The sequence below is a fragment of the Microvirga zambiensis WSM3693 genome (assembly GCF_016735695.1).
GTDB lineage: Bacteria > Pseudomonadota > Alphaproteobacteria > Rhizobiales > Beijerinckiaceae > Microvirga > Microvirga zambiensis.
The window spans coordinates 141,754-156,588 of record NZ_JAERQD010000006.1; the positions used below are offsets into that span (position 1 = coordinate 141,754).

Sequence of the window (14,835 nt, forward strand, 5' to 3'; positions counted from 1 at the left end):
CGCTCAGAGCGGCCAGACCAGCATGATCAGCGGCACCCCGATCACGACCACGAGGATCGAGAGCGGCAGGCCGAGCCGCCAGTAATCGCCGAATCGGTAGCCGCCGGGCCCCATGACCAGGGTGTTGCACTGGTGGCCGATGGGTGTGAGGAAATCGCAGGCCGCGCCGATCGCCACCGCCATGAGGAAGGCATCGGGCCTGAAGCCGAGCTGGGTTGCGAAGCTCGCTGCGATGGGCGCCATGACGAGCACCGTCGCGGCGTTGTTCAAGAACGGCGTCACCGCCATTGCCGCCACCATGATCAGCACGAGGGCGCCCGTCGGCGGCAGCATGTGGGCTGCGGCCGATAGCCAGCCGGCAATCAGGTCGGTGCCGCCTGTGGTGCGGATCGATTCGCTGACCGGAATGAGCGCACCGAGCATCACGATGATCGGCCATTCGATGGTCTCGTAGGCCTCGCGCAGGGTCAGCGAGCCGAACAGCATCAGCAGGACGCCGGCTCCGAAGAAGGCGATGGCGACGGGCAGGATGTTGAAGGCGACGAGCACCATCGTAAGCGCCAGGATCGCAGCCGGAAGGATGCTCCGGCGCGCGCTGCCGAGCCGGATCTCGCGCTCTGCCAGCGGCAGGCAGCCGAGATCGCGCAAGGTGTCCGGCAGGCGCCTGAAATTGCCCTGAAGCACGATGACGTCGCCCGAGCGCAGGGGAATGGTGCGCAGCCTCTCCTTGAAGCGCTCTCCGCTGCGGCTCACCGCAATGAGGTTGACGCCGTAACGCTCGTAGAGCCCGATGTCGCCCGCCGAGACGCCGGTCAGGGCGGAGTTCGGCCCGACGATGGCCTCGATGACGCCGATCTCGTCCGTGGCCTCTTCGGTCTCAGGCAGGCGATGCTCCCGGCTGAGCCGCAGGCCGGCCCGGGCGACCACGCTCTCGAGCGCATCGGATTCGCCCTCCAGCATGAGGAGGTCGTTCTCCCGCAGCGTCACGTCCGGCAGCGGGCTGGGGCTGCGGCCCTCATTGCGGATGATGGCGGCTACCTTCACCTCGCCGTTGGCGAGCCGGTGCAGATCCGCCACCGTCTGCCCGACCACGTCGGATTCCGCCGTCACCCGGGCCTCGGTGACGTAATCCTTGATGTTGAGCGCGGCATCGAGGGAGGCTGCTCCCTTGCGGCCCTGCGGCAGCAGGCGATAGCCGAAGGCGAGGAAGACGACGCCGGCAAGCGCGATGCCGATTCCGACCGGCGTGAAGTCGAACATGCCGAAGGGTTCGCCCAGGAGCTCCTTCCTGACCCGCGACACGATGATGTTGGGCGACGTGCCGATCAGGGTGACGATGCCGCCGAGAAGCGAGCCGAAGGCCATCGGCATGAGAAAGCTCGACGGCGAGGTATTGGTGCGCCGCGCGATCTGGAACGCGACGGGGATCATCATCGCGAGCGCGCCGATATTCTTCACGAAGGCGGAGAGGACCGTCACAACGCTCACCAGCACGACGATCTGGATCTGCGTGGTGCGTAAGTAGGGCCCGACCCGGTTCAGCCCCGCTTCGAGGATGCCTGATTTCGCCACCGCGGCGCTGACGAGGAGCGCACTTGCCACGATGATCACGATGTCGTCGCTGAAGCCCTCGAACGCCTTATCGGCCGGCACGACGCCGACGAGAACGGCCACCAAGAGGGAAAAGACGGCGACGAGATCGTAGCGGAACCGGCCCCAAACGAAGAGCGCCATCATCCCGGCGACGATGGCGAAGGCGAGCATTTGCTGGTGGGTCATGGGGAGCGCAAGCGAGAGGAATCATGGTCCTAACGCTCCACGCCCCCGTTAGTGCCACGCTTACTGGCCGAGGACGAGCGCCCAGTAGCGGCCATAGCGGTTGTCGGCATCGGCGCGGGCGAGGCCGATCTTGCGGGCCTGGGGCATCAGGAGATTGCTGTTGTGGCCGGGGGAGGCCTTCCAGCGGCCGATGGCGCCGTCGACGGAATCGGATCCGGCCGAGAGGTTCTCGGCGGAATAGCCGATGATGCCGTAATCACCCATGCGACTGGCGAAGCTGCCGTGGCTGAGCCGGCCGGCGGCGGCAACCGCGCGCGCCTGATGCTCGGCCGCCTTGTTGAGATTCGTGTCCACCGTCACCGGGCTCAGGCCCTTCGAGACGCGGTAGGCCGAGATCAGCCGGGCCGCCTCGGCGGCATCGTTCGTGGAACTCGCCAGCACCGCATCCTTGGGCGTGAGCGCCCAATCGCCCGCGCAACCGGCGAGACCGAGCGCAAGGAGGCCCGCCATGAAAAGAGCATGCATCCGCAATCCCCTTCGGGCGGCGTTGAGACACCGCTCCCCTTGAAAAAATAGCCTGTCACGGTCATGTGCAAAAGCCATGAACCCAATGCCGCTGCATGCCATGCCGCTGTCCGAGGGTCCAGTTTCCTTGCCCTCCCGCGTCAGCTGACCGCATGCCCTCAAGCTCCTCCCCTCCCGAAGTCGCCATCATCGGCGGCGGCCCCGCCGGGCTGATCGCCGCGGAGGTTCTGGGACGCGCAGGCGTTTCCGTCACAATCTACGACCAGATGCCGTCGGTGGGCCGTAAGCTTCTCATGGCGGGACGGGGCGGGCTGAACCTGACCCATTCGGAAGAGTTCGAGCGCTTCATCACCCGCTATGCTCAAGCCCAGCCGCTGCTGCGGCCCCTGATCGAGGCCTTCCGCCCGGAGGATCTGCGCGCCTGGTGCGAGGGTCTGGGACAGGAGACCTTCGTGGGGTCGAGCGGACGTGTGTTCCCAAAAGCCTTCAAGGCCTCGCCCCTGCTGCGCGCCTGGCTGAGGCGGCTCGAGGAATTAGGTGTCCGCGTCGCCCTGCGCCATCGCTGGCAGGGTTTTGACGAGGATGGCGCGCTCGCATTTACCGATGGGGCGGGCGAATCGGTGCGGGCAAAGCCCGACGCCACCATCCTGGCGCTTGGCGGCGGGAGCTGGCCGCGGCTCGGCTCGGACGGAACCTGGGTCGATCTTTTGACCCGCCGCGGCATCGCGGTCTCGCCCCTGCGGCCGGCCAATATGGGCTTCACCCTTCCCTGGTCCGACATCATGCGCAGCCGCTTCGAGGGCGAGCCCCTGAAACGGATCGCCCTGACCTTCGAGGGTACGAGCGTGAAGGGCGAGGCCATCGTCACGACGGATGGAATCGAGGGCGGCGCGGTCTATGCTCTCTCGGCCAAGCTTCGAGATGCGATAGCGGAGAAAGGCAGCGCCCTTCTCCACATCGATCTCAGGCCCGATCTTTCGCAGGATGCCCTGGCAAAGCGCCTGAGCCCACCGCGAAAAGGCCAATCCGCCTCGACCTTCCTGCGCAAGGCCGCGGGCTTAAGCCCAGTCGGGATCGCCCTGTTGCGGGAGGCCTCCGCCACCCTGCCCGCAGAGCCCGAGGCGCTTGCCCACCTCATCAAGGCCGTACCGTTGAAGCTGACCGGCACGAAATCCCTGGAGCGGGCGATTTCCAGCGCCGGCGGGGTGCCCTTCACCGAGCTGGACGAGCACCTGATGCTGCGCCGCCTGCCTGGCGTCTTCGTCGCCGGCGAGATGCTCGACTGGGAGGCGCCCACCGGCGGCTATCTCCTCCAGGCCAGTTTCGCCACCGGCATTGCCGCAGCGAGAGGCGTTCTGGCGGCCTTGCAGATTCCCGATGACGCATTGACCTTGAATCCGTCATCGGCCACACGAAATTCGTGATCGACCCCGCCAAGATTCTCCACGACGTGTTCGGCTTCTCTTCCTTCCGCGAAGGACAGGAGGAGATCGTGCGCGCGGTGCTGGCCGGCGACGACGTTCTCGCCGTCATGCCGACCGGCGCCGGCAAGTCGCTCTGCTATCAGCTGCCGACGCTCGCCCGTGAGGGCCTGACCCTGGTGGTCTCGCCGCTCATCGCCCTCATGCGTGACCAAGTGGCGGCCCTGCGCCATTTCGGCATCGAGGCCGGCAGCCTCAACTCCGCCAACGATCCGGACGAGAATCGTCGCGTGGTCGATGCGGTGCGCGATGGACGCATGCGTCTTCTCTATGCCTCGCCGGAGCGTCTCGCCAATACCGGCACCACGGAATGGCTCGGACGGGCCGGCGTGAACATGCTCGCCATCGACGAGGCGCATTGCGTTTCGCAATGGGGCCACGATTTCAGGCCCGAATACGCGATGCTCGGCGAGGTGCGCCAGCGCCTCGGCAACGTGCAGACCATCGCGCTCACCGCCACCGCGGACGTGGCGACGCGCGGCGACATCATGCATCGCCTGTTCGAGGAGGAGCCGCGCCTCTTCATCCACGGCTTCGACCGGCCGAACCTGCGCCTCGCCATGCAGGCCAAGGAGCAGTCGAAGCGCCAGCTCTTCTCCTTCCTCGACAAGCACCGGCACGAGAGCGGCATCGTCTATTGCTCGTCGCGCGACGCGACGGAGCGGCTCGCCGATTCCTTGAGTCAGGCCGGCTATCGCGCCCTGCCCTATCACGCCGGCATGCATCAGCAGGACCGCGCCAAGAACCAGGACATCTTCCTGCAGGAGGACGGCGTGGTGATGGTGGCGACCATCGCCTTCGGCATGGGCATCGACAAGCCCGACGTGCGCTTCGTCGCCCACGCGGCCCTGCCGAAATCCATCGAAGCCTATTACCAGGAGATCGGCCGCGCGGGCCGCGACGGCGCACCCGCCGACACGCTCACGCTTTATGGCCTCGACGACATGCGCCTGCGCCGCCTGCAGATCGAGGAGAGCGACGCCTCGGACGAGCAGAAGCGCGTCGAGCGCCAGCGCCTCAATGCCCTCGTGGCTCTCTGCGAAGCACCGCGCTGCCGCCGCCAGACCCTGCTCGCCTATTTCGGCGAGAGCACGGAGCCGTGCGGCAATTGCGATCTGTGCATCGACGGCGTGATGTCCTTCGACGGCACCATCGAGGCCCAGAAAATTCTCTCCGCCATCGTGCGCACCGGCGAGCGCTTCGGCACGGAGCATCTCATCAGCATCCTGACCGGCGAGGTGACGGATTCCATCCGCCGCTTCGGCCACGACAAGCTGAAAACCTTCGGGGTCGGCAACGACCGCTCGAAGACGGAATGGCGCTCGCTGCTGCGGCAGATCTATGCGGCGGGCCTGATCGGCCTGGAGCTTGCCGAATACGGCCGCTGGACCCTGACGGACAAGGGCGTCGCCGTGCTCAAGGGCCAGGAGCGGATCGAGCTGCGCTCGGACGTGCTCATGAAGCCCGCCGAGCGCCGCCGCAGGCGCTCGCGCATGGAAGCGGAATCCGTGGTGCCCACCGACGATCCGTTGCTTCTCGACCTGAAGGCCCTGCGAACAAAGCTTGCCAAGGAAGAGGGCGTGCCGGCCTATGTCATCTTCTCCGACCGCAGCCTGATCGACATGGCGGCCAAGCGGCCGGTGACCCCGCGCGCCTTCGGCGAGATCCACGGCGTCGGTCAGGCCAAGCTCGACCGCTATGCGGATGCGTTTCTGGACGTGGTGAAGGCTCATGCGGCCTAATTTGCGATCAGACCTAAAACCACGTCATCACCGGCCTCGTGCCGGTGACGATGGAAACCCACTGTCATTCCGGGGCCGCGCAGCGGAACCCGGAACCCATAACCACGACATTCCAGGAAGAAGCGAGTCGCGTCGAGTCAGTTTCTGCAGCGTTAGCGGTTATGGGTTCCGGGCTCGCCTGCGGCGCCCCGGAATGACAGCGGCGGTTCCAAGCCGGCCTTCTACCTCCCCAGATAAGCCTCCAGCCCGCGCAGATGGTGGTGCCAGCCGGCCGCGTGCTGCTCGATGAGCTGCTGGCGTCTGTCGGCCGGCAGGACCGACCAGCCGCGGTGATCGAGCCGCAGAATGGTCTTGCTGTCCTCGACCGGATCGACCGTCATCGACACCTGCGTGGGCTGCGGCCAGTCCTCGTCGGCCCAGCTGAGTTCGAGAAGCTCCGGCGGCTCGAAGCGGTTGATCGTGCCGATGGTCACGACCTTGCGCCCGGTGTTGTCCGTCCATTCCTCGCGGAAGGCGCCGCCCGCCTTCGGCTCCAGCCGCACATCGCCGCCCCACCAGCTGACGATGGCCTCGGGCGACGTCAGGGCTGCCCAGACATCCCTGGAGTTCTTCCTGAAATCGTACTCGATGACAATCCGATCCGCTGTCGTCCCGACTTTCATGGTCGCTCCTCCTCAGGCGGCCTGTCGTCACCCGCCTGCTGTCACGTCCACCCAGGCGCCGTCATGGGCGCTCCTGGCAATTGCATCCACCGTACGCTCGATGCGGATGCCATCCTCGAATGCGATCAGATGCGCGCGCTCGCCCTCGATGCGGCGGATCAGCTCGCGGCACTCGACGATCTTCAGATCGTTGAAGCCGAGCCCATGGCCCGGCGCCGGAATGAACTTATCATAAGGCGCATGATGCGGGGAGGCGAGAATGGTGCGGTAACCCTGGCTCTCCGGCGGCCCGTCGGCGGTGTAGAGCTGCACCTCGTTCATGCGCTCCTGGTCGTAGACGATGGAGCCCTTCGAGCCGAAGAGCTGCATGAAGATGCGGCCCTTGCGGCCCCAGGCCGAACGGTTGAGCGCGATCACGCCCGAGGCGCCATTGTCGAGCTCGATCAGGGTGGTGGCGATGTCGTAGGTCTCGACCGCGCGGCGGCCGCCATCCTTCACCGGCCGGTCCGCATAGGGCTTGGCCATATGTCCGCAGACCCGCCGCACACCGCCGAAGAGGACCCAGATCAGGCTCAACGCATGGACGCCGAAATCGTCGAGCGCGCCATGGCCCGATGTCGCCTCGCTCTTCCAGTAGAAGAGCTGCTCCGGATCGGCCATGAAATCCTCGTCCATCTCGAGGCGCACATGGTTGACCGTGCCGATCTGCCCTTCGTCGAGGAGGCGTTGGATCAGGCGGATGATGGGGTTCTGGATATAGTTGTAGCCGAGCGCCGCGACCTTGGCCGAAGCGCGAGCGGCAGCCAGCATGCGCTCCGCATCCGCGAGCTTCGTCGCCATCGGCTTCTCGCACCACACATGCTTGCCGGCTTCCAGCGCCGCGATCGCCATCTCGGGATGAAAAGCGTTGGGCGTGGTGATCGATACCACATCGACGGCAGGATCGGTCACGAGCGAACGCCAGTCTCCCGTGGCGCGCGCGAAGCCGAGCTCGCGCGCCTTTCGCTCGGCGAGCTCCTGCGAGGCCTCGGCCAACACGGCAAGGCGCGGCCGCTCCACATCGCCGAAGACGGCGGCAACCGCGTTCCAGGCGAGCGCATGGCATTTGCCCATATAGCCCGTGCCGATGAGACCGATGCCGAGTGACGTCATGCGTTGTGCTCCTGAGACGATGAACAAAACTTGATCCTCATCCAGAGAATCTGGCCGGAAACTCAACTCTTCGTCATCACCGGCCTTGTGCCGGTGATCTCGATCGGAAAGACGTGGCGTTTCAAAACATCGGGATGGCCGGGACAAGCCCGGCCATGACATCTAAAGCTTGTCCATCTAAGACAGGCAGCTCTCGCTGTCACACCATCCCGCCCAATTCCTCCGACACCGCCTGCAATTCCTTGCCGCCGGCCATGAGGTTCTGCAGCTCCTCGATCTGAATCTCGGACTTCTTGTAGGTTCCGAGCGTCTTGCCGCGGTTGAGCACGGTGAAACGGTCGCCGACCGCATAGGCGTGGCGCACATTATGCGTGATGAAGATCACGCCGAGGCCCTTGCTCCGCACCTGGTGAATGTATTTCAAGACCATCGAGGTCTGTGCAACGCCGAGCGCGGAGGTCGGCTCGTCGAGAATCAACACCTTGGCGCCGAAATAGACGGCCCGTGCGATCGCCACGCATTGCCGCTCGCCGCCGGAGAGCGTACCGACGGCCTGATGCGGATCGCGCACGTCGATGCCGATCTTGTGCATCTCCTCGCGGGTCACCTCGTCGCAATGATCGAAATCCACATTGCGGAAGGGCCAGATTCCCTTCACCGGCTCGCGACCCATGAAGAAGTTGCGCGTGACCGACATGAGCGGGATCATCGCGAGATCCTGATAGACCGTCGCGATGCCAGCATCGAGCGCATCGCGCGGGCTGGCGAACGCCACCGGCTGGCCCTCGACCAGGAACTCGCCCGACGTCGGCTTGTGCACGCCTGCGAGCGTCTTGATCAGCGTCGACTTGCCGGCGCCGTTGTCGCCGAGCAGGCACATGACCTCGCTGCGGTTGACGGCAAGCGATACGCCCGAGAGCGCGATCACCGAGCCGAAATGCTTGACGAGGTTGCGGATATCGATGAGCGGAGCAGTCGTGTCCATCAGCGCTCTCCCGTCACCTTGCGGCGGATGAAGTTGTTGAACAGCACCGCGAGCAGCAGCATGGCGCCCAGGAAAACCTGGAACCAGTCGGAATCGAAGCGCGTATAGGTGAGGCCGATGGAGACCATGCCGAAGATGATGGCGCCGAAGAAGGCGCCGATGGCAGAGCCGTAGCCGCCGGTGAGCAGGCAGCCGCCGATCACGGCAGCGATGATGGCCTCGAACTCCTTCTGGAAGCCGCGCCGCGCATCGGTCGAACCGGCATCGAGCACCGTGAGGATGGCGACGAGCGCGGCGGCAGCGGCGGTGAGCATGAAGAGCGCCGTCTTCACCCGGTCCACCGGCACGCCGGAATTGCGCGCCGCATTGGCATCGCCGCCGGCGGCAAAAATCCAGTTGCCGGCGCGCGTGCGTAAGAGAAGCCACGTGGCGGCAAGCGCGAAGAGAATGAACCAGACGATGGAGATCGGCACTCCCGTGACCGTCGGCGTGCCATTCGGGAACTTGGCGATGATGTCATGCGCTGCGAGCCAGGAGAACACCCCTTCGAAGGCAACGCCCGAGAAGAGTTCGCGGATGAGACCTTCGCCCGCCTGATCGCCGATGCCGCGCATCTGTGTCGAGCCGCCGGTCGCCCATTTCAGTCCGACGAGGGAGAGGCCGCGCAGGATGAACAGGAAGGCGAGCGTGACGATGAAGGAGGGAAGCCTGGTGCGGATCACCATCTGCCCGTTGATCCCGCCGAGAACGGCCGCGACGACGAAGGTCGCGGCGATGGCGACGAGCAGAGGCCAGCCGCTGAGCGTAATGAAGCCGCCGAAAACGAGGCCGGTGAAGGCCACCATGGAGCCGATGGAAAGGTCGAACTCGCCGCCGATCATCAGCAGCGCCGCGGCGATGGCGAGAATGCCGAGCTGCGAGGCCGGCGAGAGGATGTTCATGATGCCCGCGAGCGTGAACATCGAGGCATCCGCGGTGGAGAGGAAGAAGATCGTGACCAGGACGAGGCCGGCCAGGGCGCCGAGCTCGGGGCGCCGCATGATCTTCGTCAGAAGGGAGACCTCCCGCAGGCGCTCGTCCTGAATTGCCTTGACGGCCGTAGCCGGTGCGAGATTGGCGGTCGGCTGGGTGGTGTTGACCATGAGCGCCTCCCCGAATGGATCCGTGAAAAAGAAGGAGCCCGCAACCTGCACGGCCGCGGGCTCCGATGAGCGCTTTAGCGAATGCCCTTGGCAGACAGATCGATCACTTGGGCAGCCTTTTCCTTCGTGATCAGATTCGGGCCGGAAGGCACGTTGCCGCCGGGCATCAGGCCGTACTTGGCGTAGTTCGCCAGGAACACCACGGGCAGGTAGCCTTGCAGGTATTGCTGCTGGTCGATGGCGAAGACCGCCTCGCCGCTCGCTACCGACTTGAGGAAGCCGGCCGACATGTCGAACGTGGCGACGCGGATAGCGCCCGTCTTTCCGGCCTCCTTCACGGCCGCAACCGACGGCTCGCCGGCCGTGCCGGCGCCGAGCGCGAGGATCGTGTCGATGGAAGCGTCCGCCGCAACCGCCGCCTTCACCTTGGCGCGGATATCAGCCGGATCGTTCGTGACGGGGAGCACCGTCACCTTGCCGCCGAAGCCTTCACCGAAGCCCTTGCAGCGCAGGTCGAGCGAGACGTTGCCGACCTCCTGGTTCACGCACAGGCCGACCTTGCCGCCCAATTCCTTCAGCTTCGCGCCGGCGATGCGCCCGGCTTCGATCTCGTCCTGGCCCACATGAAGCAGCGCGCCGAGCTTCTTCGACACGTCGGAACCGGAATTCATGGAGATCACCGGGATGCCGGCGGCCACCGCCTTCTGGATCGACGGACCGAGCGCCGAGGAATCCGGAATGGAGACGATGAGACCTGCCGGCTTCTGGTTCACGGCGGCATCGATGAGCTGGGCCATGGCGACCATGTCGAAGGTTTCGGGCGCCCGGTAATCGACCTGGACCTTCATGTCCTGGCCGCCGGCGGCGACGCCGTTCTTCACCACCGACCAGAACGGATCGTTGGCCTGGCCGTGGCTGACGACGATGATGCGGGTATTCTGCTGTGCAGCGGCCGGCACGGCGACGGCAAGGGTCAGGGCTGCTGCGGCTGCCAGACCGGTAATGAACGATTTCATGCTCTTCCTCCCTTTGATTCCACTCTCCTATCGCAGCCTGTTGGCAGCGACGGACGTAAGCGGCATTGCCGCTTGCCTCACCGGGCAGAGAGAAAACAAATGAGCCGAAGGGCGAATCACCGTCCGTACAGCGTTCCCTCTGCCGATCCGATCGTCCGTCAAAACGGAACGTCAGAACCTTTTTTGTTTCTATATTGGAATTTTTATTCCATTTTTGTAGGATCGGGTCAAGGCCCGATCCGATGGCATGGGACCGGTCGAATGGAAGCAGAGGACGATATGGGCAGCGCAGAGGCGGTCGCGGTCGGAGTGCCCGAGGATTATGACGGACTGCGCACGCTCCTGCTCAACCGCCGCGAGGCCATGCCCAAGCGCCTGAAACAGATTGCCGCCTTCGCCCTGGAGCATCCCGAAGATGTGGCCTTCGGCACCGTAGCGGGAATCGCCGAGCATGCGGGCGTGCAGCCTTCCACCCTGGTGCGCTTCGCCAAAAGCCTCGGCTATGACGGCTTCTCCCATCTGCAGCAGATTTTTCGCGATCGCCTGCGCGAGCGCTTTCCCGATTATCGCGAGCGGCTGAAAGGCCTGCGCGATGCGGAGGGGCATCACGTGCATGCGGCCTCCCTGCTCGAAGGCTTCACCAATGCCGCATCCGTCTCGCTCGAGCGGATGCAGGCTTCGGTGCGCCCGGAGGAATTGTCGCGCGCCATCGAGACGCTCGCCAAGGCCGATACGGTCTATCTGCTCGGCGCACGCCGGGTGTTTCCCGTGATCGCCTATTGCGCCTACGCTTTCGGCAAGCTCGGAATGCGCGCGATCCTCATCGACCATGTCGGCCAGCTCGGCCCCGAGCAGCTCGCCATCGCCTCGAAACGCGATGCGGTGCTTGCCATCAGCTTCACGCCCTATGCACCGGTCACCGCCGATCTCGCTGCGGCGGCGGCGCAGCGCGACGTGCCGGTGGTCGCGATCACCGATTCGGCCTTCAGCCCGCTGGTGACCAATGCCGATGTCTGGCTCGAAGTGGCCGAAGCCGATTTCGGCGCCTTCCGCTCGCTCTCCGCGTCGTTCGCGCTCGCGATGGCGCTGGCAGTGGGCACGGCGGAGAAGCGGGCGGAGGGATAAGCCTGCCACCAACCGTCATGGCCGGGCTTGTCCCGGCCATCCCAATCCTGAGAAGCGCTAAGCCTTTATCGGGATCACCGGCACAAGGCCGGTGATGACGTAAAAGGTCAAACCCGCACCGGCTTTCCGCTTTGCGCCGATTCCGTCGCTGCGTCCGCCAGGCGCTGCGCCATGAGTCCATCACGGCCGGTCGGGTTGCACGGCTTGCCGTCGCGGACGGCGTTGAGGAACGTGGAGAGTTCCTCGCGATAGGCTTCCGCGTAGCGCTCCAGGAAGAAGTCCTGCACCGGGTCTGCGGCGATGCCGGAGGCGTTCGCCACTTCCACCGTCGTGCGGTGGATGTTGCCGGCGCGGATCATGCCCTTCGAGCCGTGCACTTCGATACGCTGGTCGTAGCCGTAGGTGGCGCGGCGGGAATTGGAGATCTGCACGATCCTTCCCTTGGCCGTCTTCAGCATCACGGCGGCGGTGTCGACATCGCCGGCCTGGCCGATGGCCGGATCGACGAGGGAGGAGCCGACCGCGTGCACCTCCACCGGCTCATCGCCGAGGAGCAGGAAGCGGGCCATGTCGAGATCGTGGATCATCATGTCGCGAAAAAGGCCGCCGGAGGTGGCGATGTAGCTCACCGGCGGCGGGCCGGGATCGCGCGACAGGATGGTGACGATCTCGACCTCGCCGACCTCGCCGTCGGCAAGGCGGCGACGAAGGCTCGCGAAGTTCGGGTCGAAGCGGCGGTTGAAGCCGATCATCAGCGGCGTGCCCGCCTTCTCCACCGTGGCGAGGCAGGTCTCGATGCGCGCGCTCGACAGATCGACCGGCTTCTCGCAGAACACCGCCTTGCCGGCGCGCGCGCCGCGCTCGATCAGGTCGGCATGGGTCGTCGTCGGCGTGCAGACGAGGATCGCGTCCACATCCGAGCGCTCGACGATCTCCTCCAGGGAGGCCACTTCGGCGCCTGTCGCAGCGGCAAGCTCCTGCGCGGAGGGCGCATGCGGATCGGCCACCGCCACGAGGCGGGCATCCGGATGGTTGGCGGCGTTGCGCCCGTGAATGCGGCCGATTCGGCCCGCGCCCAGAACGGCGATCCTGATCATGTTTCCTCTCTGATTCTTTGCCGGCTACGGTGAAATTTAGAATTGATATTCCAACGTAAGCTGCTAATAGAATAAACGTTCTATAACTGCAAGGGCCAATGGGCTCTCACACGGTCGATGAAGACCGGCAGCGGGAGGAATAGCATGAAGCCAGCCCTGGATGTCATCACCATCGGTCGCTCCTCGGTCGATCTCTACGGTCAGCAGGTCGGCGGGCGGCTGGAGGACATGGCCTCCTTCTCCAAGGCGGTGGGCGGATGCCCGGCCAACATCGCCATCGGCACGGCGCGGCTCGGCCTGAAGTCGGGCCTCGTCACCCGCGTCGGCGACGAGGCCATGGGCCGCTTCATCCGCGAGCAGATGGAGCGCGAGGGCGTCTCGACGAAAGGCATCCTCACCGACAGGGAGCGGCTCACGGCCCTCGTGATTCTCGGCGTGCGCGACGAGGATTCCTTTCCGCTGATCTTCTACCGCGACAACTGCGCCGACATGGCGCTCGACGAAGCCGATATCGACGAGAGCTTCATCGCCTCGGCCGCCGCCATCGTCGTCACGGGCACGCATTTCGCGCGCGAGAAGACCGCCGCTGCACAGAAGAAGGCGATTCGCATCGCGAAGGCGAACGGCCGCAAGGTGGTGTTCGATGTGGATTACCGCCCCAACCTCTGGGGCCTTCTCGGCCACGGCGCCGGCGAGTCGCGCTATGTGCGCTCCGATGCGGTGACGGAGCATCTCAAACCCATTCTCGCGGATTGCGATCTCGTCGTCGGCACGGAGGAAGAGCTGCATATCGCTGGCGGCTCGGAAGATACGTTGGCTGCGATCCGCGCCATCCGTGCGATCTCGAAAGCGACCATCGTGTGCAAGCGCGGCCCCATGGGCTGCGTGGTGTTTCCGGCCGAGATTCCCGCTTCGCTCGACGACGGCGTGAAGGGTCCCGGCTTCCCGGTCGAGGTCTACAACGTGCTGGGCGCGGGCGATGCCTTTCTCTCCGGCTTCCTGCGCGGATGGCTTAAAGGTGAGAGGCTCGAGACCTGCTGCGCCTATGCCAACGCGAGCGGGGCGTTCGCCGTGTCGCGCCTGCTCTGCTCGCCGGAGATTCCGACCTTCCCCGAGCTGCAGCATTTCCTGAAAGCGGGCAGCCGCCACAAGGCCCTGCGCTTCGACGAGGACATCAACCACATCCATTGGGCGACGACGCGCAGGCCGGAAAGCGAGACACTCATGGCGCTCGCCATCGACCACCGCATGCAGCTCGAAACGATGGCGAAGGAAATCGGCGCGCCGGTCGAACGCATTCCCGACTTCAAGGTTCTGGCCGTCAAGGCCGCCGCGACAGTGGCGGACGGCCGCCCCGGCTTCGGCATGCTGATCGACGGCACCTATGGACGCGAGGCTCTGTTCCGCGCGGCCGATCATCCGTTCTGGATCGGACGCCCGGTCGAGCTGCCGGGCTCGCGCCCGCTCGATTTCGAGGGCGGCGGCTCGCTCGGCGCGCAATTGGTGGAATGGCCGGTCGGCCACACCATCAAATGCCTTTGCTTCTACCATCCGGACGATCCGCCGGACATGAAGGAGCGCCAGGAGCGCGACCTGCTGCGCCTGCACGACGCCGCGCGCCGCATCGGCCGCGAATTGCTGGTCGAGATCATCGCGGGCAAGCATGGCCCGCTGAAAGTGGACACGGTCGCGGGCATCCTGCAGCGCCTCTACGATCTCGGCATCAAGCCCGACTGGTGGAAGCTCGAGCCGCAGCGGGACGAGGCCGCCTGGCACGCCATCGGCGCCGTGATCACGCGGAATGACTCCTATTGCCGCGGCATCGTGCTGCTCGGCCTCGAAGCGCCGGAAGCGGAACTGGAAGCCGCCTTCGCTGCTGCCGCCAAGGAGCCGCAGGTGAAGGGCTTCGCAGTCGGCCGCACGATCTTCAACGATGCCGCGCGGCGCTGGCTCAAGGGAGAGATCACCGATGAAGCCGCAATCACGGACATGGCCTCCCGCTTCCAGCGCCTCGTCGATGCCTGGCAGCGGGTCTCTGCCCGCCCGCAGGCGGCTTAATACCAAGGGCGGAGCCTGCAAAGGGCTCCGCGCTCTTTCCATGAACGGGAAAACCTGAAAACCCTGCGACG

General features: G+C 65.5%; 12 protein-coding genes. 4 read left to right on the top strand and 8 right to left on the bottom strand.

The genetic code is table 11. The annotated features are described in order from the left end of the window. Positions 1 to 3 precede the first annotated feature (3 nt). Positions 4 to 1,779 (bottom strand): SLC13 family permease, encoded by a 1,776-nt coding sequence (locus tag JKL46_RS07105; RefSeq protein ID WP_201831279.1) that lies wholly within the window; start codon positions 1,777 to 1,779, stop codon positions 4 to 6. Between the two features lie 60 nt (positions 1,780 to 1,839). Further along, on the bottom strand, positions 1,840 to 2,304 hold the full coding sequence (locus tag JKL46_RS07110) for a CAP domain-containing protein (protein WP_201831281.1): 465 nt from the start codon (positions 2,302 to 2,304) through the stop codon (positions 1,840 to 1,842). Positions 2,305 to 2,456: 152 nt separating this feature from the next. On the opposite strand from JKL46_RS07110, the gene JKL46_RS07115 reads away from it, so the two are divergent. Both JKL46_RS07115 and recQ read left to right on the top strand, forming a co-directional pair. Continuing rightward, a complete protein-coding gene (locus tag JKL46_RS07115; protein WP_201831283.1) occupies positions 2,457 to 3,728 on the top strand; it encodes a BaiN/RdsA family NAD(P)/FAD-dependent oxidoreductase in 1,272 nt (423 codons plus the stop codon). Then, positions 3,725 to 5,527 (top strand): DNA helicase RecQ, encoded by a 1,803-nt coding sequence (gene recQ / locus JKL46_RS07120; RefSeq protein WP_201831285.1) that lies wholly within the window; start codon positions 3,725 to 3,727, stop codon positions 5,525 to 5,527. Before JKL46_RS07115 ends, recQ begins: the two co-directional genes overlap by 4 nt. A 221-nt stretch (positions 5,528 to 5,748) precedes the next feature. Here recQ and JKL46_RS07125 read toward each other — a convergent pair whose 3' ends face one another. From JKL46_RS07125 to JKL46_RS07145, 5 genes are all read right to left on the bottom strand, one after another. Further along, positions 5,749 to 6,189 carry an SRPBCC family protein gene (locus tag JKL46_RS07125; protein WP_201831287.1) on the bottom strand — a complete coding sequence of 147 codons (441 nt, stop codon included), beginning with the start codon at positions 6,187 to 6,189 and terminating at the stop codon, positions 5,749 to 5,751. A gap of 27 nt (positions 6,190 to 6,216) precedes the next feature. Then, a complete protein-coding gene (locus tag JKL46_RS07130; RefSeq protein WP_201831289.1) occupies positions 6,217 to 7,341 on the bottom strand; it encodes a Gfo/Idh/MocA family protein in 1,125 nt (374 codons plus the stop codon). A 199-nt stretch (positions 7,342 to 7,540) separates the two neighbouring features. Next, positions 7,541 to 8,326, bottom strand: a complete 786-nt coding sequence (locus JKL46_RS07135) for an ATP-binding cassette domain-containing protein (RefSeq protein WP_201831291.1) — start codon at positions 8,324 to 8,326, stop codon at positions 7,541 to 7,543. Continuing rightward, positions 8,326 to 9,468 (bottom strand): ABC transporter permease, encoded by a 1,143-nt coding sequence (locus JKL46_RS07140; RefSeq protein ID WP_246529192.1) that lies wholly within the window; start codon positions 9,466 to 9,468, stop codon positions 8,326 to 8,328. The genes JKL46_RS07135 and JKL46_RS07140 overlap by 1 nt, the downstream gene beginning before the upstream one ends. A 74-nt stretch (positions 9,469 to 9,542) precedes the next feature. Beyond that, positions 9,543 to 10,484, bottom strand: a complete 942-nt coding sequence (locus tag JKL46_RS07145; RefSeq protein WP_201831293.1) for a substrate-binding domain-containing protein — start codon at positions 10,482 to 10,484, stop codon at positions 9,543 to 9,545. Positions 10,485 to 10,745: 261 nt separating this feature from the next. Between JKL46_RS07145 and JKL46_RS07150 the strand changes: the two genes are divergently transcribed. Continuing rightward, on the top strand, positions 10,746 to 11,609 hold the full coding sequence (locus tag JKL46_RS07150) for a MurR/RpiR family transcriptional regulator (RefSeq protein ID WP_201831295.1): 864 nt from the start codon (positions 10,746 to 10,748) through the stop codon (positions 11,607 to 11,609). 107 nt (positions 11,610 to 11,716) lie between these two features. Here JKL46_RS07150 and iolG read toward each other — a convergent pair whose 3' ends face one another. After that, on the bottom strand, positions 11,717 to 12,706 hold the full coding sequence (gene iolG, locus JKL46_RS07155; protein WP_201831297.1) for an inositol 2-dehydrogenase: 990 nt from the start codon (positions 12,704 to 12,706) through the stop codon (positions 11,717 to 11,719). Between the two features lie 144 nt (positions 12,707 to 12,850). On the opposite strand from iolG, the gene JKL46_RS07160 reads away from it, so the two are divergent. Next, entirely contained in the window at positions 12,851 to 14,764 is a 1,914-nt protein-coding gene (locus JKL46_RS07160) for a bifunctional 5-dehydro-2-deoxygluconokinase/5-dehydro-2-deoxyphosphogluconate aldolase (RefSeq protein WP_201831299.1), read from the top strand. The last annotated feature ends 71 nt before the right edge of the window (positions 14,765 to 14,835 follow it).